A 19,172-nucleotide genomic window follows, 5' to 3' on the forward strand; every position below is an offset into this window, starting at 1 on the left:
GGCGGTCGGGAGGCGTTGTGGCACGGTCGACGGCGATATGCAGGCGTCTGCCTATCGCCCCACCGATTTCCGGTTGTCCGTTCAGCCGGCTGGTTCAGGCGCCGCGAGCAGGGCCAGAAGCGCGAAGCTCGCCAGCCAGTGCTCGCCCATGTAGTCTCCCTCGACATGGGCCATTGCCGCTTCGAGATGCCGCTCGGCGGCGTCTATGGCGATGGCGCGGGCATTTCCCCCGCCTTCCCCGCCGCCGATGGCCGGGGCAAGCTGGCGCCAGGCCCAGGCGCGGCTGAGGTTCAGCCCGTCGAGATGGGCAATCTTGCCGTCGCTGCGATCGCTGACATGGGCCGGGCTGAAGAGGCTGGCCGGGCGGCTCTCGGCGATGTGGGGCAGGAACAGGGCGAACCATTCCGCAAAAGCGGCATCGCCGAGCGACCGCCGCATGAGCAGCGCCTCGCTGAGCGCGGAGGAGAGGAATTCGTCTCCGCCCGGCTCCCACGCCTGGCAGTCCTCGTCCTTGCCGAACCATGCCGCCGCTCTGGCGCGAATTTGTGCCGCGAGTTCGGCGTCGAAGGCGTCTGCCCACTCCAGTGCCAGCGTCAGGGCGAAGCTGCTGTTGAAGTGCGTGCCCGTGCGGATCGGATATGTCAGGATGCCGAGGTAGTGGCCCAGCCGGGCGGCAAAGGCGCGGGCCAGCGGTTCGAGGCGCGCGGCCCATGGCCTGTCTGCGTGGCGCGAGGCTTCGAGATGAAGATAGAGCAGCCAGCCCCAGCCATAGGGCCGCTCGAACCCGCCGGCGTTGGGCCGGTCCAGATAGGCCAGTTCGGCGGCAAGCTTGTCCTCGGCAAAGGTCTCGTCCGCGCGTTCGCGCACCATGGCGGCTTCCGGAAGGTCGGCGTGAAGCCGCCGCAAGGTGAGAAGCGTCCACCAGCCATGGACGCAGCTGTGCCAGTCGAAACTGCCGTGGAACGCGGGGTGCAGCGCACGCGGCGGCAGCACGTCGGCATCGGTGTTCATCACGTGGTCGAGCTTGTGCGGATATTCCCGGCCGACATGGCCGAGGGCAATGCGCATGAAACGCGAGGCGGTTTCGGGCGTGAGGATCATAGCAGGAATCCGGCGATATAGAGGATGAGGATGTTGCAGACGAGCAGGGGCAGCGCCGTGCCGACCTGACGGCGGATCACGCCGTATTCGTCCTTGAGTTCGAGCAGGGCGGCGGGGACCATGTTGAAGTTCGCCGCCATCGGGGTCAGCAGCGTGCCGCAGAATCCCGCCAGCATGCCGACCGCGCCGACCACCGCGGGATCGCCGCCATGCGCGCGGATCAGGATCGGCACGCCGATGGCGCTGGCCATGACGGGGAAGGCGGCAAAGGCATTGCCCATGATGATGGTGAACAGCGCCATGCCCAGCGCGAAAATCACCACCGCGAGGAAGACGTTGCCTTCCGGCAGCACCGCCAGGCTCATCGCGCCCACCGCGCTGCCGACACCGGCAGCCGTGAACACCGCGCCCAGCGCTGCCAGCATCTGCGGCAGCAGTGCGGCCCAGCCGATGGAGTCCATCAGGCGTCGGCCTTCCTCGACCGGTGCGGAAAGCGGGGGCTTGAGCCAGAACATCGTTGCTGCAAGAGCGATGGCGACGCCCGCGACGAGGAGTACCAGCGTCACCCAGCGCGGATCGATCAGCCCGGTCTTGCCGAGCGGAGAGTAGCTGAACAGCAGCGTTCCGGCGAAGGCGGTCACCGGGATCACCAGCGCGGGAAGGAACAGTTTCGAGCCGAGCTTCGCTGACCAGACTTCGCGTTCTCCGGCGGATGTCGTGTGCGGGCGGCCATGGCCGAGGCAGCGAAATCCGGCGAGGGCGACCAGCAGCAGCACGAGGATGCCGTTGCCGAAGTCTCCCAGCAGGTCGCCGAACAGGAAGCTCACCGCGACAAGCCCCCAGAACGCGGCATTGCCCCAGCGCTTCGGATTGGCCTGATCGAAGGCGCTGGCGATGGCAAAGGCCGCGAAGACGAGCCCGGCGACGAAGTAGAGTTCTGCGATGCCGATCATGCCGCCGCGCTCCGGGCCTTGCGGCGCAGGCGGCGGGCGAACAGGCGAATGCGCAGGGCTTGGATCGCGAAGGCGCAGATCGCGGTCGGGATCGCCCAGAGCGAGAGATGGATCGGCGCCAGTTCGATGCCCTCGCCGCGCAGCACGCCCTGAATCAGCAGGATCGAGCCGATGGCGATGAAGATATCCTCGCCGAAGAACACGCCGACGTTGTCGGTTGCGGCAGCCATGGCCTTGACCTCTTCGAGATCGTCATCGGTAATGTCAGGGTTCTCCTTGCGCGCGGCGGCTTCGGCCATCGGTGCCAGCAGCGGGCGAACCGTTTGCGGATGTCCGGCCACGGAAACGAGGCCCAGCGCCGCAAGGCCCTGACGGAAGGCGAGGTATCCGACCAGCAGCCGGCCCACGGTAGCCCCGCGCATGGATTCGATCAGGCCGCGTGCGCGCTGCTGCAATCCGAACCGTTCGAGCAGGCCGATCACCGGCAGCACGACGTAGACCACGGTGACGAAGCGATTGTCGTTGAAGCCCTTGCCCAGCAGCGAAACCACCGCGACGAGGTCCATCCCGCCGAGCAGTCCGGTAAGGATCGCCGCCACGGCCACCACCAGCAGCGGGTTGAACCGCATGGCGAAGCCGATCACCACGACGAGAATGCCGGCAAGCGGCCAGTAGTCGATCTGCCACTGCGGCATTTTTCATCAGATCCCACGTTTTCGAGTGCGATCGTAGAAGCTGCCTTTCGGCTGGAATGTCAATTTGTTGATGGCGGCCGAAGTACGGCGGGCTGCCCCAACTGGCCGGTGGTCAAGGAAAATTTCTCTGCGTGTCCGGGGATGGAGGATACATCGGCACGGCGATTTCCTGCGTGGTTGCCTCCTGGGGGCGGAGATGATCGGGGATGACATGTCCCTTGACCTGCGATGTAAAACTTTGATCCAGCAGCGTTCTTCGTGTTGGATTCTTGCGCGGGATGGCGGATTTCCGATCCTATTGTTCCGTAATGGGTCAGGAACTTAGCGCGACGTTTCGTTGCTTTATCTCGCTTCGGTGATATCGTCGAACAAAGGCACTCGAAAATATCGAGGCCGTGAGGGAGATGATGGGATGAAGAGGGCAACCGGCTAATCGAAACTTCGAAGGTCTGCGTATTTTGGCGTTGAACGAAAGCGTTCAGCGGGCGGCAGATCTTGTGCATTTTATCATGCACTGCGCGGAAAGGTTCTCGGATTCTACTGATGTCCCCGGAGCGGGGCAGCATGTCATCTGGAATAAAGAAAATAATTGAACAAAATGGGAGGATGATTTGAAGACCACTGCATATATGCTGCTTTGTTCGGCCGCCGCCGGTTCCGTATCGGTGCCGGCGTTCGCGCAGCAGGCCGAAACGGTCGTCGACAACGCGAACATCATCATCGTCCAGGCACGCCGCCGCGACGAAGACGTGCAGGACGTTCCGGCGGTGGTGGACACCGTCACTTCCGAGGATGTCGCCAAGCTGAACATCCGCGATTTCAAGGAAGTCCAGACGCTGGTTCCCGGCCTCCAGCTGGCGACCGAGACGAACGGCGTGGGCGGCAGCGCCAAGCTGCGCGGCGTCAACTTCGACATCAACGCCAGCGGCTTCAATTCCACGGTCGAATTCTACATGAACGACGCGCCGATCACGGCGGGCGTGGTGCTGCAGCAGATGTTCGATATCGGCCAGATCGAAGTCCTGCGCGGCCCGCAGGGCACGCTGCGCGGCCGCGCCTCGCCTTCCGGCTCGATCACCGTCACCACGCGCAAGCCTGACCTGTTCGCCTTCGGCGGCGCCGTGGACATGACCGCCAACACGATCGGCACGCTCAACTTCAAGGGCGCGTTCAACGTCCCGGTGATCGAGGGCATCGCCGCCATTCGCGTCGCGGGTGTCTGGGACGAAAACGAGGGCGATCGCGTTCGTCCCGTCGCGGGCGGCCGCGATCCGTTCGAACGGACCCGGGCCGGGCGCGTCAGCGGCATCATCCAGCCGACCGACTGGCTGAAGTTCGAAGGCGTCTACCAGCACATGGAGCGCAACGCCGTGGCCTGGGATCAGGTCGCGTCCTTCAGCGAGGCCAATCCCGACGCCGATCCCAGCCCGGTCTTCATCTCGACCAAGGACCGCCTGTCCAACCAGACGATCCCGCGCACCAACCATCAGGTCTACAACGTCTACAACTGGCGCGGAGAGGCGAGCCAGTGGGGCCAGGTGCTGATCTACCAGGGGCAGCATTACACCCAGCACGTCCTGTCCCGCACCACCCAGGACCCGGCGAACCTGTTCCCCGGCGGCGATGTTCGCCAGTTGACGGATTCCCGCACCAAGTCGACCTCGCACGAAGTTCGCCTGCAGAACGAGACGCGCCTGTTCGGCATGCTTGACTATGTGGTGGGCTTCTTCGACGCGAAGAACGATCCGCCGACCGATCTTCTGCGGCCTACTCCCGTCCGGCTTCCGCTGATCTTCGGCGGCGGGCTGGCCACCGTGGCGCAGACCCCTATCTCGCGCACGGGCACCTCGCACGAGCAGTCGCTCTTCGGCAACCTGACGGTCCATCTCGGCGAAGCGACCGAAGTTTCGGGCGGCGTCCGCCATATCGACTATACGTCGAACAACCAGCTTATCGTGGGCGGCCAGACGATCGCCGACGAGGGGCAGTCCGCCAAGAAGTGGATCTATTCGGCATCGGTGAAGCACAACTTCACGCGCGACCTGATGCTCTATGCCAGCACCGGCAGTTCGTGGCGCCCGGGCCTCAATGTCGTGGGGGACTTCAACATCACGCCTTCGGCGCTGGAGAAGAGCTTCCTCAACCTTCCGGCGGAAACCTCCAAGTCCTATGAAATCGGCTTGAAGAGCACCTTCCTCGATGGGCGGATGCGCTTCAACGTCTCCGGCTATCACCAGAAGTTCAAGAACTTCCCCTACCGCGTGCCCGGCAGCGGGGTCTACTATCTCAACCGCGTCGCCGATCGCGATTCTTCGGGTCAGGTCATCGGCACGCATCAGGAAGTGGCGCAGTTCAACTTCGTTGGCGCGGTCCCGGTCGAGGTCAACGGTGTCGAGGGCGATCTTTCCTTCGATATCTCGGATCGGTGGAACCTCGGCCTTGTGGCCAGCTACTCGCTCGGCAAGGTCAAGAACGGCACGATCGCCTGCAACGACCTCAACGGCGACGGGGTTCCCGATGTCGTGACGTCGGCGCCGACGGTGGGCGAATTGCAGGCCGCCGTCGGGGCTGACAACCTTGCGGCCTGCCAGGTCACGCAGCGTTCGGCGTTCCAGTCGCCGTTCTCCGCCACGCTCCAGAGCGAGTACCGCGTGCCGGTATCCGACCGGGTGGATGGCTATCTGCGCGGGCTGGTCTCCTACAATGGCAAGTCGCAGACCGATCCGACCAATATCTACGACGATGTGAGCGCCTATGCGCTGGTCAACCTCTATGCCGGTATCCGCGATCCGAACGGCGCCTGGGAGGTTTCGTTCTACGCCAAGAACCTGTTCGAGACGGAAAAGGCCCTGAGCCGGACCACGCCGCTCAGCACCAGCTACCGGCAGCTCGGCTTCGGCGGAATGGGGCCGAACGGACCGATCTTCACCGGGCCGACGGCGGAAACCTATACCAGCACCTACACGGGCGTGACGATGACCCCGCCGCGGGAATTCGGCATCAACGTGCGCTACGCATTCGGTTCAAGATAAGGCGCGGAAAGGAACGCGTCCCTCCGACTGGGGTGGATGGGCAACCATCCGCCCCGCTTTTTTATCTGTCCTTACCGGGATCGGGCGGTTCGGTCCGGCACACGTCGGCCAGCATCCGGGCGAAAAGCCGCACATGTTCGACCGTGTACCCGGAGAGATTGCCCCTGATGAGGCGGTGTAATTCCGAGCGGACTTCCACGCAGGCGCGGTCTCCTTCGGGTGTCAGGCTGAGTTCGCTGCGGCGGCGATCGTCCTTGCCCGGCACGGCTTCGATGAGCCCGGCCGCGGTGAGCCGGTTCAGCTCGGCTGTCACCAGGCTGCGGCCGACCCTCAGCAACGACGCGAGGTCGAGCGGATAAGTGATGCCGCGTGAAATGGCGCTGAGGATATAGCATCCGCGGGGGCCAAGGTCGTACCGTGCCGTGACGCTCTGGGTGGCTGCTCCGATAGGGCGTCCTGCAAAGACGAGCCCCTCGATGACCGGGGCGATATCCACCCATTCGATCCCGCTGGGCAGATCGCCTTCTGCGGCATCATCTGTTTCCTGCTTCGAGAATGCCCGCCTGAGCAGTTCTTCCCGTGTCGTACTCGTCACAAACCGAAACCCTTGCTGGCCGACCAGGCGAGCAAGGTAGCAAGAGCGGCGGCAATGACAAAGGCCGTGGGGGACGCGGGCTGCATCGGCGTGGTTTCCCGGTCAAGAGCCCGGTCCCGGCCGGTCACCATCGGCCCTACGAGATTGCGCCGGCGGAAGACGAGGTAGAACACGATCGCGATCAGGTGCAGCGCGATGAGGGCAAGCAGCACGTTGAAGCTCACGGCGTGGATTTCCGCCGCCATGCGGCCTTGATCGAAGCTGACGAGGAAGGACAGCGGGCCGGATTCAAGCCCGTCCACATCGGTGGCGAAGAGACCGCTGCCCACTTGCGCGCCCAGCAGGAGCAGCAGCGCGATGACGCTGTAGCCGCCGAGCGGGTTGTGGCCCGGTTCCTTCGCGTGCCGGCCGCGCAGGTATTCCGCGATGTGCCGCGGGGAACGGAGCAATCCTGCGAAACGTGCGGTGCTGGCGCCCACGAAGCCCCAGATAAGGCGAAAGCCGAGCAGCCCCAGCAATGTGATCCCGGACAGATAATGCCACTGCATCTCGCGGTTTTCCGCGCTCCACCAGGAGAACGCGAAAAGCGCGGCGAGCAGCCAGTGGAACAGGCGGGTGGGCAGGTCCCAGACCCGGACGCCGGGGCGGGCGCTCACTTCGCGGCCTTCGGTGCGAAGGAGTTGCAGACGGCGCCTGCGTTGACAGGGCCGCCCGACAGCATCTGGCAGGTTCCGCACCCCGGCGCGGCGGCCGTGAAGAAGGCGCAGCTTCCGCAGCGCCGGGCAGGGTCGGCCGATGCATCGAGATAGCCCAGCGCGCGGCGCCGGCTCTTCTGGCTGAAGGGCAGGGCGGCGGGATCGTAGCAGGAACCGGCCGGCGGCTGGGCCAGCGCTCCTCCAGATGCGACCAAACCTGCGGCGGCGAGCGAAGCGAAAGTCAGCGCCCGTCCGAGAAACTGTCTGCGCGAGGGGGTCATTGGCCGCGCTCCCGTGCGGCGGCGCTGCTCTGGATGACTTCGAGCGGATAGCCTTCCGGGTCTTGGAGCAGTAGCACCCGGTAGCCCTGCGCAGCCGCGCGCACAGGCTGGTGCGCGGTGCCGGCGGCGTCGAGCCGGCGGACCAGCGCATCCATGTCGCTCACCCGCAGCACGATGCGATCGAAGGCGTTGCCATGTGCAAGCCGTGCGGGCGCTTCCGGCGCGGTGTCATGCACGATGATGAGCCCGGCTTCGCCCGGGTCCGCCGAGAACCGCAGCATATATTCGCGCCGGGTGCCGTGATCGAGCGTCATGCCGACCTTGAGCCCGAACGCGTTCTCGTAGAACGCCAGTTCGCGTTCGATCGCCACTGCGTTGAGGACCGTGCCCACCAGCCGCGCGGGGGGAAGGGCGGCAGGCTCGCCCGCCTGTGCGGCCTGAGCGGCGAGCAGGGCCGAGCCCGCCAGCATGATCGACGCGCCCTTCATGCGACGATCTCGCCGATCGACTTGCCGGTCTCCATGCTCTTCGCCCCCCACTTGTCCACGGGCACCCCCATGACCTGCTGGAGCGTGAGACCCACGCGGCTGACCGGAGAGCCGAGCCCGTCGACGTAGATCCCCGTCCTGATGCGACCGCCGCCGCTGCCCGCGGTCATCATCGGGATATTGTCGATGGTGTGGAACTTGGCGAACTCGGTTTCGGAATGGGCGAAGACCAGTGTGTTGTCGAGCAGGGTGCGCGGCCCCTCCTGCACCTTGTCGAGCGCGGCAACGAAATAGGTCCAGGCCTCGAAGATCCGACTCAGGAAGTAAGTGGCCTCGGGCTGGTAGCCCAGCCGGTTGTCGAGCGCTTCTTCATGGGTGAGCTGGTGATGCGTGATCGTGCTGCCGATCCGGGTCAGCGAGGAGGCGCCGTTGTTGAACATCATGTTGAACACGCGGGTCTGGTCGCAGGCGAGCGCCATGACCAGCAGGTCCGTCATCAGCGCGTGGTTGGTGACGACGTTCTCGATCTCGGCATTGACCGGGCGATCCTCGACCGGCTTGGGGACAAGGCACGCCTGTAGCGGTTCAGGCTTCTTCAGCTCCACTTCAAGCTGGTTCTCCAATTGCCGGACGGACGTGAAATATTGGTCCAGCTTCTGCCTGTCGGCCGAACCCACCGCGCTTTCGAGCGACTGGCGCTGTTCGCTGACGGCCGAAAGCACGCTGCGGCGGGCCATGACTTCCGGATCGGGCGTGAAGGTCGCGCCGTTGGGGTCCTTGAAGCCGGTGCCGAAAAGCCGGCGATAGAGCCCGGCTGCCGAGCCTTCCGAAGGGTTGAGGTTGCCGCCGCCGCGCCCGCTGAGCGAATTGCGCGGGTCGCCAGATGCGGAGGTTTCCAGGCTGCGGAAGCGGGTTCGCGTGCCGATCCTGTCGCCGATGGTCACGTCGAAACTTTCGCCCGGCAGGCCGCCTTCCGCGGTGAGGGCGCGCCCGGTGCGGATCGCCGGGCCTCCGGATGTGTGGGGAAGGTTCGGTGCGCCATCGAGCATGACGTTGAAATTGCCCAGGATATTGATCTTGTGCGCGTAGGGCTTGATGATCTCCAGCTCCGGCTTCAGGTCGTATCCCGGACCGGCGTTGTCGGGGAACCAGCGTGTGGGATTGACGCCGAGCCCCCAGAACCAGGTGCCGAAACGGACCGGAAGCGGCGCGCCGGTGGCGGCAAGCGCCTCGCCGTTGCCGTCCAGGAAGATATCGAGCAGGGGAACGCCCACGGTGATCGCCGCGCCGTTCATGATGCCCTTGAGCGCGGTGCGCCGAGACAGGTCGAATGCCATGGGTTGGTCCTCTCGCTAGCGTCTTGTCGCCACGTGAGTGGCCTCGGATTTCAGTGGATCGCTCGGAATTTCATAGGCCTGCGGCATTGTCGCGACCCGTTCGATCAGCTTGCGCAGGCGGTAGCCGTCCGCCGCGAAGCGGCTTTCCAGCGTTTCAACGAGCGCGCCGTCCTCGCTGGGGCGGCCGGTTGCATATTCGAGCGCCCGCGAGGTGACGCACATCGTCGCGTCCTGGCTGGCCGCGATGGCCTTGCCCAGGCCGTCGGCACCGGAAAAGCTGGCCTCGTCGAACGAGCCGCCGACATCGATCGCCGCGTCATTCTCGCGGGTGCGGAAGGCGCCGATGCCGTCGAACCTCTCCAGCGGCAGGCCGATCGGATCGGTGATCTTGTGGCAACCTGCGCATACGGGGTCGGTGGTGTGGGCATCAAGGCGGATGCGGGCAGTGGGCATGGCCTTGTTGGTCACGTCCTGCACGGCGGTGAAGTTCACGTTGCCCGGCGGGTTCGGCACCGGCTGGCAGAGCAGCAACTCGCGTATCGCCCGGCCGCGCAAGGTCGGAGAACTGCGGCCGGAGTGCGAGTACATGGCGAGGAATCCGGCCAGTCCGAGCAGGCCCGAACGGTCCGAACCGGCCGAGAATTCATAGGGAACCCAGCCTTGCGACTTGCTCACCGGCACATGGTAGAGCGCGCCCAGCGGTCGGTTCATCCATGTCCTTCGGGTGGTGAACAGTTCCCGGTAATCGCCGTCGCCATCGAGAAGCTGGGTGGTGATCGTGCGAAGCATCTGTTCGGGAAGCGCCTGAAGGACGTCCTGGTTGAAATAGGGGTAGATCACCGGGTCCTTGGCGAGTTCGTCGAACTTCTCGAACAGCAGCATGTCGGAAAAGAAGGCCCGAAGCCCCTGTTCGAAGCGGGGCGAGGCGACCATCGCCGTCACCACCTTTTCAAGCTGGGCCTGATCGGTCAGCCGCCCGCCGGCCGCATCGTCGAGCAAAGCGGCGTTGGGGCTGGAGTTCCACAACATGAAACTGAGGCGCGCGGCGCGCGAGGCGTTGTCGAGCCGCATTCCGCCAGCATGGTCCGGGTCGGGCTCCGCCGTCTCCACCACATAGAGGAACCACGGCGAGACCAGCATCGATCCGAGCGCAAGTTCAAGGCCCTTGGTGAAGGAGCGCGTAGGTGCAGCGCCTTCTCCGGCGATCTTCACGTAGAGCGCCTCTTCCTGCACGGTCAGCGGGCGCCGGAACAGCAGGCGTCCGATCGGCGCGAGAATGCGGCGCGCGCATTCGGGATCGGCCGCGGCCGGATCGGCGGGCGTGCAGGACATGAACTGGGCGCGGTGTGCCTCATCGAAGACCTGCCGGGCGATATCGCGTGCCATGCCGTCCATCTGTTCGAGCCCGGCAGGCGTGATCGCCGCGCTGCGCGCGCCGCTGGCAATCAACTGGTGCGCAGGCCTGACGATCGGTTCGAACCGGCCGGCAACGCGGATGTCGCTGCCGAAGATGTCCGCGATCGTATTGCGGTACTGGGCCTCGGTCAGCCTGCGCATGCCAACGACCTGAGGGCCCTGCAACAGGGTCTGGGCGGCATTCGCTTCGGCCATGGCAGGCACGGATGTCGATGCCGTGCCTGCCAGCGAGACCACACCGGCAAGGGTGGCCGCGGCGATCGCCAGCGGCGCTATGCGAAAGAGGGTCACAGGGCATGGCTCCCGGCAGCAGGGGATGGCACGTCGTTCACGAAGGCGGGTACGGCGCGCAGGTCCATGGCGCTGGAGACGCCGGAGCACTTGCCCGTCTTCGGATCGCGAATGCCGTCGGCATATTTGCGGAGGGTCTTGAGCGTTCCCGCGCAATCGATGCCGGCGGCGAGCGCTGCGCCGGCACCCCCGATCGCAGGGCTCTGGATCACGTCGAACACCGGCCGGTATCCGCCGACCAGCCCGCGCAGCGACCCGTCGGGCTGGAAGACCAGGCGAAGCTTGGCATGGCGGAAATCGTAAACGGTGCGGGCGCCGCGAATATCGCGGGCGCCGCCCTGGCCCCAGGTCTGGGCCAGCCTGATGTCGCGCGGTTCGGTGGTCAGCACCCCGTTCTCTATGCGGCCGCGCAGGACGTTGCGGTGCCGGGGCGCCTTGTCGGAAACGGTGAAGCTGTAGCCGGGCAGGAAATTGCCGCGATTGTCGAGCTGGGGACGGTCCGACGTGTTGGCGTAGATCACTTCCACGTCCTCGTCATGCTCCAGACTGTCGACACCGCGCAGGAGGATCACCTGCGTCCATTCGCCGGAGGCATGGAACTGACGCATTCCGGTAAGCTGATCGCCGCCGATGCCGTCCTTCCCGCGCCATTCGAGGGTGCAGCCCATGACGCGGTATTCCTGGTTGTCGATGCCGGTTCGCCCGTCGGGAGCAGTGAACTCCTCGTGCGCGCAGCTTTCTCCGGGCGCGTCATTGTCCAGATCCACGCCGCCGGCATGGATGCTTTGCACGGTGCGTAGCAGCGGGCGGTCGAACTGGTCCGGTTGCGAACAGATGTTGGTGCCGCCGGGGCCGAACACCGTTGCCTGCCAGCGCCTGGTCAACTCCGGCTCGTTTTCCTTGCGTTCCAGCCGGGCATGTTCCTCGGGCGGGAGCGATTCCAGATAGGCTTCCCGGATCTTGGGGCTCACCCCGCTCGGGCAGGCGTCACTGCCCTGGATCACCGGCGGAACGAAGTCCTGCACCACGAAGCCCATTACGCCGCCCGGTGGGGGAGCTGGCAGGTTTGCCGGCACAGCCTCCGCCAGGGCCGGGCCTTGCAACATGCTGGCTGCGGCCATGCCGATCGCGGCGATGGAGGCCAGCGCTGCGGTACAGAGGAGCGGCGCGCGCCTTGACGTCGCATGTTTCATCGGTTCTCTCCGCTGCTGGTCTGCGGCCTCAGAATCCGGCCCCCGCGCGGGATGGCATGCGGATCGGATTCCTCGCTCACGAAAACCTGCTGACCCTTGAACGTCCATTCCGCGCGGTCGCCGGAAAGGCTGACCTTCCAGTCGCCCAAGCCGCCGCTGGCCATTGGCGCAGGAAGCGGGCGCCATGCGCAGGGCGCGGCGCAGTGCCCGGTGAACAGGACGTGGCCGTCCCGGTCCGTAAGGGCATAGGCGCCGCCGAAGTAGGCGGTGGCGACAAGGCCCGGCGCGGCGATGCGCGGTGGGGCCGGCACGAACTTGAGCGTGTTCCACGTCATGTCGTCCGGCGGCGGCGCGCTGCCGCCTGCCGCGCGCCGGGTGAAGACGAGATGCCACCCCTTGTAGACCCATTGCGGACCTGCGGCGCCCTCGATCACTGTCCAGTCGGGCGCCTTGCGGGGATCGGTGATCTGATCCTCGGCGGGGGGCATTTCTGCCGCTTTTTCGAAACCCATCGGATAGCGGATGTTCGGCTTGGTTCCCCGCGGCGCGAGCAGGGGTGCCCATTCGCGCGTGCAGTCCTGCGCGCAGAAGCGGGCGGGATCGGGTGCCCAGCGCAGGACGGTGCGCATGTCCATTCCATAAAGCGTATGGCCGCGGGCATCTGCATAGACACTGCCGTCCGCTGACTTCTTCACCCGCACCCCCTTGGGCAAGGGCGTACCGTCCGCGGGAGCAATCGGAAGGTCGGCGGGCTGGGCATGAACTGTCGGCGCCGCGCCGAATGCAAGCAGCGCGATCGCGAGCCCGCAGGCGATGCGAGGCGCCATCTCAGCTCTCCGGCGCGCGGAAGCTGTCATGGCAGCCCTTGCACGTAGCTCCAAGTTTCTGTGCGCCCGTGCGTATTGCCGCGACGTCCTTCCCGGCGACCGCGCGCTGGAAATCGTCGGCAGCCTTGGCGAAAGCGTCCTGCGCGGTCCTGAATTTGGCGGGCTGAGCCCAGATCTCGCCCTTGGCGCGGGTTTTGGCGCCCGATTGCGGCCCGCTCCCGGCCGGAAACCATTCGTACTGGCCGCGAGAGGCATTGCGGATTTCCCGAGCGGATTGGGCGATCAGCACGGTCTGCACTTCGCCGCCTCGCAGGCCGTCGTTCACTGCCTTGAACGCCGCGCCGAGTTCCCGGTAACCTGCGATGCGCGAGCGGACCGTGTCGGCCGGTGCAGCCAGCAGCGGCGTGGCAACCGCCGCTGTCGCCAAAGCCACCGCGCCAATGCGCCATAGGGCGTTCATCGGAGTTTCTCCCAACTGTTTTCTGTTATGGAGAGAATATTGATTCAAAATTTGAACTAGTCAATCGCGACTTTGCGTAGTTTTTGCCCATGGTTCGAAAATGGCGGAAATGCGCCGTTCGGAGGAGGCTTAAACGGTGCAGGTCTACGGGCAGCGGGCGATCGGCCTTACCAGCGGGCGTGCCCGTCGATCAGCACGTCGATGATGAACTGTGCCTGCGCGCGGGCATCCGCCGCGGTGACCGGGCCGGTGGCGGCGCGGGTGTTCACCCAGCCGATTACCATCGCCATTATGGCCTGCGCGATGCGTTCCGGGGCCTTGGCCTCGATCCCCGAAGGCGGACCGTAGACGCGGATCTCCGCGACCAGATAAGCCACCATTTCGGTATATCCGAAGAAATCTGTGATCGATCCTTCGGATCTGCCGAAGGCATTCAGCGCCAGCCGCCTGAAGGCGCGCACTTCGGGTTTGGTGGTCCAGAGCAGCATCGTCGAGGTGTGCTGGATGAGACGCTGGCGCAGATCGTTGCCGAGACGTGCATTGTCGCGCGAGGTCACTTCGGACCAGGACGCCACCCGCGCGACGAGCACGGCGTTCAGAAGCGCCAGCTTGTCGGGGTAACGCTTGTAAAGCGTGGTCTTGGGGATCTGCGTGGCATGGGCCACCGCTTCCATCGAGGTGCCGTCAAAGCCCTCCTTGAGGAAGAGCGCGGTTGCGGTCTGGATGATCGCATCGGTGATCGCGGCGGATTGTTGGCGCGAGGGCCTGCCTCGGCCCGTAGGGCGGGCCTTTGAATCTTTAGCGCTCGCAGCGGCAGTGGAAGACATTTTTTCCGGGCCTGGGTTCTTTTATGATCGATACCACCTAAACCGGCATGCCGCGAGCGACATTCCGGTAATCTTCGGTTGAGGAGCATTGCCGGACGATCCTCCTTCGTTCAAGTCATGGGGAACGGATGGATTTTTGCGGTATGCCGCCGTTCGGTCCTCGGGCCGTGTTTTTATGCCGGAGATGAAACCAGCAGGCCTTCCGCAGGTTTTCCTGCGGATGCCGATTGGACATCGCGCGCCGACGACCCGACTTTACCTATCTCTAAGGACCGCCAGAGCCACGCCGCATGAACGAAGTTGCCGATCAAGAGTTGATGCGTCTGGCGGCTCTGGCCCGGTACGATGTGCTCGATAGCCCCCGCGAACAGGCGTTCGATGAAATGGCGTCCCTGGCGGCGGCGATCTGCGGGACGCCGATCGCGGTCGTCAATTTCATCGGCGATGGGCGCCAGTTCTTCAAGGCCGAGGTCGGGCTTGGGGTCCGGGAAACCCCGCTGGAAACCTCGTTCTGCGCCAAGGCCCTGCTGGAAGAGGACTTTCTCCTCGTTCCCGATGCGCGGCGAGACGCCAGGTTCGAGTGCAATCCCCTTGTCACGGGGGAGCCGCACTTGCGGTTCTATGCGGCCGCCCTGCTCAAGACCGGGGAGGGGCTGCCGATCGGAACGCTCTGCGTGCTCGACTATGAGCCCCGGGCGCTGGACGAGGTGCAGGAGCAGGCGCTACGGGTGCTGGCAAGGCAAACGATGACCGCGCTGGAACTGCGCCGAGCCGCGATCGAGGCCGACGGCGAACGGGCGCGCCATCGCGCCATCGTCGACAGTGCGCGCGATTTCGGAATCGTCGTGACCGACCTTCAGGGCATGATCACCGACTGGAGCGCCGGGGCCGAGAGCCTGTTCGGCTGGTCTGAGAGGGAGATCGTGGGCCAGCCCATCGCGACTGTTTTCACGGATGAGGACCGCGAGGCCGGCGTACCGGAGCGCGAGATGGCCGACGCGGCGACCAAGGGCGGCGGTTCGGACGAGCGCTGGCATCAAAGACGCGGCGGCGAACGTTTCTGGGGAAGCGGCGAGATGTCGCCCCTGCGCGATGAGGCCGGACGGCACATCGGCTATGTCAAGGTTCTGAGGGACCGGACCGAGGAGCACCTTGCCGCGCAGCATCTGGCTACCGCCGAGACGCGGTTGCGGCAGGCGCAGGAGGCAGGAGGCATCGGCCTCTTCACCGTCGAGATCGCCGAGGATGTGCTGATCCCCACGCCCGAGTTCTGCCGTCTCTATGGAATGCCGGTGCAGGACCGCTATCCCGCCTCGGTGATCGAGACGCGGATCGTGCCGCAAGACCGTCATCTCGCATCCACGGCCGCATCGCGCAGTCGCGGCGAGGCTTCGGGCGAAGTGGAGTACCGCGTGCGCGCGGCCGAAGGCGAGGATGTGCGCTGGATTACCCGCAAGGGTGTCATGGAGTTCGATGATGCCGGTGTGCCGCTTCGCTTTGTGGGCGTGGCGCGCGATATTACCGCGAAGCGGCAGGCGATCGCTGCGCTGGGACGCAGCGAGGACCGGTACCGCGCCCTGTTCGAAGCCATCGACGACGGTTTCTGCATCATCGAGTTCATCGACGGCCCCCATGGCCCGATGAGCGACTATGTCCATGTCGAGGCCAATCCCGGATACGAGCGCCACTCCGGCATTTCCGGCGTGGTGGGCATGACGCTTCGCGAAGTGGACCCGACCGGCGCGGACGGCTGGCTGGAGCTTTACGGCAGGGTGTTGGAGACCGGCGAGCCCGTGCGCTTCGAGCGATATTTCGCGGCGGCGGGGCGGCACATCGAAGTCTCGGCGGCGCGGGTCGAGCCGCCGGAACGCAAGCAGGTGTCCGTGCTGTTCCGCGATATCGAGGCGCGCAGGCGGGCCGAGCAGGCCATGCGGGCCAGCGAGGCACTAGCGCGCGAGAACATCGAACGCGTTCAGCTTGCGCTGTCTGCGGGCGCGATCATCGGAACCTGGTTATGGGACTTGCCGACGGACCGCTTCACGGTGGACGAACCGTTCGCCCGCGCGGTCGGTCTGGACCCGGAACTGGCGCGCGAAGGGCTCAGCCTCGATCAAGTGGCCGCTACCGTTCATCCTGACGACCGGGCCGGATTTGCCGAGGCCATCGGCGATGCGATCGCGCGTGGCGGCGGCTATGCGCATCAGTACCGCGTGCGGCGCAGCGATGGCCACTACTACTGGATCGAAGCGAACGGGCGGGTCGATCACGCGCCGGATGGCACGCCGCTGAGCTTCCCGGGGGTCCTGCTCGATGTGGATCAGCGCCGCGCTGTGGAGGAAGAGCGCGACCGGGCCGCAGCGGCGCTGCGCGCGTTGAACGAAACGCTTGAGCAGCGCGTCGCCGAGCGTTCGGCCGAACTGATGAAGGCGGAGGAACAACTGCGCCAGTCTCAGAAGATGGAGGCCGTTGGGCAACTCACGGGCGGCCTCGCCCATGATTTCAACAACCTGCTGGCCGGCGTTTCCGGCGGGCTGGAAATGGTCGGAATCCGCCTCAAGCAGGGGCGCCTTGCCGACGTGGACAAATATGTGGTGGCGGCGCAGGGCTCGGTGCGGCGTGCCGCCGCGCTCACGCACCGGCTGCTGGCTTTCTCTCGCCGCCAGACGCTCGATCCCCGGCCGACCAGCGTGAACGCCCTGGTCAGCGGGCTGACCGATCTCATCCAGCGCACGGTCGGGCCGTCGATCGCGGTTGAAACGGTGGGGGCAGCCGGGCTGTGGCTGACGCTGGTAGACCCGAGCCAGCTCGAGAACGCGGTCCTCAACCTCTGCATCAATGCTCGCGATGCGATGCCGGATGGCGGCAGGATCACTATCGAGACGGCGAACAAGTGGCTCGACCGCAATGGCGCGCGCACGCATGACATGCCCGAAGGCCAGTATCTTTCGCTATGCGTCACGGACACCGGCACCGGCATGACGCCTGACGTGATCGCCAAGGCGTTCGACCCGTTCTTCACCACCAAGCCGATCGGGCAAGGCACCGGGCTTGGTCTATCGATGATCTATGGCTTCGCCAAGCAATCGGGCGGACAAGTGCGGATATACTCCGAGGTGGGAGAGGGAACCACCGTCTGCATCTATCTTCCCCGCCATTACGGTGATGCGGTGGAAGAGGGCGGCAGCGCTGTCGAATCCCCGCTGCCAGGCGCAGAGGCGGGCGAGACCGTGCTGCTCGTCGATGACGAGCCCAGCGTGCGGATGCTGATTACCGACGTGCTGGAAGACCTTGGCTATACCGTGATCGAGGCGGCGGACAGTGCCGCCGGTCTGAAGGTGCTCCAGTCCGATGTGCGGATCGACCTGCTGGTGAGCGACGTCGGCCTTCCGGGCGGGATGAACGGCCGTCAGATGGCGGACGCTGGCAGGGTGGTGCGCCCGGACCTGAAAGTGCTGTTCATCACCGGCTATGCAGAGAATTCCGTGATCGGCAACGGTTATCTCGAACCCGGGATGAGAGTGCTGACCAAGCCCTTCGCGGTCGAAACCCTCACCGCCCGCATCCGGGAACTCGTGGGGGGGTGAACGCCTGTCAGGCCGATGGATCGTCGCCGGGAAGGCGGCGGGGCTGCGGCGTACCGGTGGTGCGGGTCCAGTATTCGTCCGCCCGGCGCTCGAAGGTGGGGGCGCTACGCGCGTCGCTCTGATAGAATGCGCCTCTGGCGAGGCCCGGCGCATATTCCTGTTCGACCCAGCCCCTCGGGTCGTCATGCGGGAACCTGTAGCCGACATGGCCCAGGGCGGCGGCGCCCTTGTAATGGGCATCGCGCAGATGAAGGGGCACGCTTGCGGGCGGCTGCGAGCCGACGAAATGCAGAGCCTGCGATATTCCGCGCGTGACCGAGCCCGATTTCGGTGCACGGGCGATGTGCAGCGCGGCATGGGCGAGGACGATCTGGGCCTCGGGATAGCCGATCTTTTCCACCGCCTGCGCTGCGGCAACGGCGGTCTGGAGGGCGGTATTGTCGGCCAGGCCGACGTCCTCGGACGCATGGATCATGATCCGCCGTGCGATGAAACGGGGATCCTCGCCGCCGTGGATCAGGCGCGCGAGCCAGTAGAGCGTGGCGTCGGGGTCCGAACCCCGCATCGATTTGATGAAGGCCGAAACGATGTCGTAATGGGCATCGCCGGAACGGTCGTGGTTGATCGGAGCGGAGACATAGGCTTCCGTCAGCATCTCGTCCGTGATCCGCAGCGGGCCATCCGCTTCGTGCCCCACCGCCAGGCTTTCGAGCGTCGTCAGCGCGCGGCGGGCATCGCCGCCGGAACGCCCGGCGACCATGCGGCGCTGCTCCGGCGTCATCGACACTTCGATGCCTTCACCCGCGAGATGGTCGATCCCGCGCTGGACCACCCGCTCCATCTCCTCGATGCTGAGCGGCTCCAGCTTGAGGATAGTCGAACGGGAAACCAGCGCCGGGGTGAGGACGTGATAGGGATTGCCGGTGGTGGCGCCGATGAAGTCGGCCACGCCGTCCTCGCAGAGTGCCAACAGATCGTCCGCCTGCGTTGCGGAGAACCTCTGAACCTCGTCCACGAAGATCAGCACCGGCTTGATCCGCGCTTCGTCGGCGATCCGGCGCAAGTCGGAGACACCCGCGCGCGTGGCGTTGAGCGGGCGGAATTCCTTGCCCAGCATCGCGCCCACGGCCCGCGCGATCGAGGTCTTGCCGATGCCGGGCGGGCCATAGAGAATGACGCTGCCCAGCGATCGCGCCGCGATCCGGCGCCGCAGGATCGAACCGGGGCCGACAACCGCTTCCTGGCCGATCACCTCGTCAAGCGTCGCCGGTCGCAGCAGCGCTGCCAGCGGCACCCGGCCCGGGCGGGTTCCAGTATCGAACAGGTCGCTCATCATCCCTCGATCCGCCGGGTATTCGGCACATGCGCTAGCGGTTTCGCCTCATAGAGCGATGGCT

Annotated in this window: 16 protein-coding genes; 2 read left to right on the forward strand and 14 right to left on the reverse strand. The window is 65.6% G+C overall.

Annotated features, from left to right (window positions below; genetic code table 11):
* Positions 1 to 81: 81 nt before the first annotated feature.
* The 3 genes from ACXJ16_RS25400 to ACXJ16_RS25410 are packed head-to-tail and all read right to left on the reverse strand — an operon-like array spanning position 82 to position 2,749.
* Positions 82 to 1,101 (reverse strand): DUF2891 domain-containing protein, encoded by a 1,020-nt coding sequence (locus tag ACXJ16_RS25400; protein WP_463922507.1) that lies wholly within the window; start codon positions 1,099 to 1,101, stop codon positions 82 to 84.
* Complete coding sequence (locus ACXJ16_RS25405) at positions 1,098 to 2,054, reverse strand: DUF979 domain-containing protein (protein ID WP_463922508.1); 957 nt, start codon at positions 2,052 to 2,054, stop codon at positions 1,098 to 1,100. The genes ACXJ16_RS25400 and ACXJ16_RS25405 overlap by 4 nt, the downstream gene beginning before the upstream one ends.
* Positions 2,051 to 2,749 carry a DUF969 domain-containing protein gene (locus ACXJ16_RS25410; protein ID WP_132469523.1) on the reverse strand — a complete coding sequence of 233 codons (699 nt, stop codon included), beginning with the start codon at positions 2,747 to 2,749 and terminating at the stop codon, positions 2,051 to 2,053. Before ACXJ16_RS25410 ends, ACXJ16_RS25405 begins: the two co-directional genes overlap by 4 nt.
* Before the next feature lie 611 nt (positions 2,750 to 3,360).
* Here ACXJ16_RS25410 and ACXJ16_RS25415 point away from each other — a divergent pair.
* Positions 3,361 to 5,781, forward strand: a complete 2,421-nt coding sequence (locus ACXJ16_RS25415) for a TonB-dependent receptor (protein WP_243692701.1) — start codon at positions 3,361 to 3,363, stop codon at positions 5,779 to 5,781.
* A 61-nt stretch (positions 5,782 to 5,842) separates the two neighbouring features.
* Here the strand turns inward: ACXJ16_RS25415 and ACXJ16_RS25420 are convergent, their stop codons facing one another.
* The 10 genes from ACXJ16_RS25420 to ACXJ16_RS25465 form a co-directional block, all read right to left on the reverse strand.
* Positions 5,843 to 6,376, reverse strand: coding sequence for a MarR family winged helix-turn-helix transcriptional regulator (locus tag ACXJ16_RS25420; RefSeq protein WP_463922509.1), 534 nt, complete (start codon positions 6,374 to 6,376; stop codon positions 5,843 to 5,845).
* On the reverse strand, positions 6,373 to 7,032 hold the full coding sequence (locus tag ACXJ16_RS25425; protein ID WP_463922510.1) for a cytochrome b/b6 domain-containing protein: 660 nt from the start codon (positions 7,030 to 7,032) through the stop codon (positions 6,373 to 6,375). The genes ACXJ16_RS25420 and ACXJ16_RS25425 overlap by 4 nt, the downstream gene beginning before the upstream one ends.
* On the reverse strand, positions 7,029 to 7,352 hold the full coding sequence (locus ACXJ16_RS25430; protein ID WP_324699251.1) for a high-potential iron-sulfur protein: 324 nt from the start codon (positions 7,350 to 7,352) through the stop codon (positions 7,029 to 7,031). The genes ACXJ16_RS25425 and ACXJ16_RS25430 overlap by 4 nt, the downstream gene beginning before the upstream one ends.
* Complete coding sequence (locus tag ACXJ16_RS25435; RefSeq protein WP_463922512.1) at positions 7,349 to 7,840, reverse strand: VOC family protein; 492 nt, start codon at positions 7,838 to 7,840, stop codon at positions 7,349 to 7,351. Before ACXJ16_RS25435 ends, ACXJ16_RS25430 begins: the two co-directional genes overlap by 4 nt.
* Positions 7,837 to 9,177 carry a DUF1552 domain-containing protein gene (locus tag ACXJ16_RS25440; RefSeq protein WP_185999322.1) on the reverse strand — a complete coding sequence of 447 codons (1,341 nt, stop codon included), beginning with the start codon at positions 9,175 to 9,177 and terminating at the stop codon, positions 7,837 to 7,839. The genes ACXJ16_RS25435 and ACXJ16_RS25440 overlap by 4 nt, the downstream gene beginning before the upstream one ends.
* A 15-nt stretch (positions 9,178 to 9,192) precedes the next feature.
* Entirely contained in the window at positions 9,193 to 10,884 is a 1,692-nt protein-coding gene (locus tag ACXJ16_RS25445; RefSeq protein WP_463922513.1) for a DUF1588 domain-containing protein, read from the reverse strand.
* On the reverse strand, positions 10,881 to 12,077 hold the full coding sequence (locus tag ACXJ16_RS25450) for a hypothetical protein (protein WP_463922514.1): 1,197 nt from the start codon (positions 12,075 to 12,077) through the stop codon (positions 10,881 to 10,883). The genes ACXJ16_RS25445 and ACXJ16_RS25450 overlap by 4 nt, the downstream gene beginning before the upstream one ends.
* Positions 12,074 to 12,904 (reverse strand): COG4315 family predicted lipoprotein, encoded by an 831-nt coding sequence (locus ACXJ16_RS25455; protein ID WP_443478489.1) that lies wholly within the window; start codon positions 12,902 to 12,904, stop codon positions 12,074 to 12,076. The genes ACXJ16_RS25450 and ACXJ16_RS25455 overlap by 4 nt, the downstream gene beginning before the upstream one ends.
* A gap of 1 nt (position 12,905) precedes the next feature.
* Entirely contained in the window at positions 12,906 to 13,364 is a 459-nt protein-coding gene (locus ACXJ16_RS25460) for a c-type cytochrome (RefSeq protein ID WP_324699258.1), read from the reverse strand.
* Between the two features lie 167 nt (positions 13,365 to 13,531).
* On the reverse strand, positions 13,532 to 14,191 hold the full coding sequence (locus ACXJ16_RS25465; protein ID WP_054437360.1) for a TetR/AcrR family transcriptional regulator: 660 nt from the start codon (positions 14,189 to 14,191) through the stop codon (positions 13,532 to 13,534).
* A gap of 746 nt (positions 14,192 to 14,937) precedes the next feature.
* Between ACXJ16_RS25465 and ACXJ16_RS25470 the strand changes: the two genes are divergently transcribed.
* A complete protein-coding gene (locus ACXJ16_RS25470) occupies positions 14,938 to 17,775 on the forward strand; it encodes a PAS domain-containing hybrid sensor histidine kinase/response regulator (RefSeq protein WP_463923316.1) in 2,838 nt (945 codons plus the stop codon).
* A gap of 7 nt (positions 17,776 to 17,782) precedes the next feature.
* Here ACXJ16_RS25470 and ACXJ16_RS25475 read toward each other — a convergent pair whose 3' ends face one another.
* Positions 17,783 to 19,108 carry a replication-associated recombination protein A gene (locus ACXJ16_RS25475; protein ID WP_054437420.1) on the reverse strand — a complete coding sequence of 442 codons (1,326 nt, stop codon included), beginning with the start codon at positions 19,106 to 19,108 and terminating at the stop codon, positions 17,783 to 17,785.
* Positions 19,109 to 19,172 lie beyond the last annotated feature (64 nt).

It is taken from the genome of Novosphingobium sp. TK71 (assembly GCF_055361505.1).

Excerpts from the sequence above, each read along its gene's own strand:
- ACXJ16_RS25400 (WP_463922507.1), bottom strand. The coding sequence starts at position 1,101 with ATGATCCTCACGCCCGAAACCGCCTCGCGTTTCATGCGCATTGCCCTC.
- ACXJ16_RS25405 (WP_463922508.1), bottom strand. The coding sequence starts at position 2,054 with ATGATCGGCATCGCAGAACTCTACTTCGTCGCCGGGCTCGTCTTCGCG.
- ACXJ16_RS25410 (WP_132469523.1), bottom strand. The coding sequence starts at position 2,749 with ATGCCGCAGTGGCAGATCGACTACTGGCCGCTTGCCGGCATTCTCGTC.
- ACXJ16_RS25430 (WP_324699251.1), bottom strand. The coding sequence starts at position 7,352 with ATGACCCCCTCGCGCAGACAGTTTCTCGGACGGGCGCTGACTTTCGCT.
- ACXJ16_RS25435 (WP_463922512.1), bottom strand. The coding sequence starts at position 7,840 with ATGAAGGGCGCGTCGATCATGCTGGCGGGCTCGGCCCTGCTCGCCGCT.
- ACXJ16_RS25440 (WP_185999322.1), bottom strand. The coding sequence starts at position 9,177 with ATGGCATTCGACCTGTCTCGGCGCACCGCGCTCAAGGGCATCATGAAC.
- ACXJ16_RS25450 (WP_463922514.1), bottom strand. The coding sequence starts at position 12,077 with ATGAAACATGCGACGTCAAGGCGCGCGCCGCTCCTCTGTACCGCAGCG.
- ACXJ16_RS25455 (WP_443478489.1), bottom strand. The coding sequence starts at position 12,904 with ATGGCGCCTCGCATCGCCTGCGGGCTCGCGATCGCGCTGCTTGCATTC.
- ACXJ16_RS25460 (WP_324699258.1), bottom strand. The coding sequence starts at position 13,364 with ATGAACGCCCTATGGCGCATTGGCGCGGTGGCTTTGGCGACAGCGGCG.
- ACXJ16_RS25465 (WP_054437360.1), bottom strand. The coding sequence starts at position 14,191 with ATGTCTTCCACTGCCGCTGCGAGCGCTAAAGATTCAAAGGCCCGCCCT.
- ACXJ16_RS25470 (WP_463923316.1), top strand. The coding sequence starts at position 14,938 with ATGACCGCGCTGGAACTGCGCCGAGCCGCGATCGAGGCCGACGGCGAA.
- ACXJ16_RS25475 (WP_054437420.1), bottom strand. The coding sequence starts at position 19,108 with ATGAGCGACCTGTTCGATACTGGAACCCGCCCGGGCCGGGTGCCGCTG.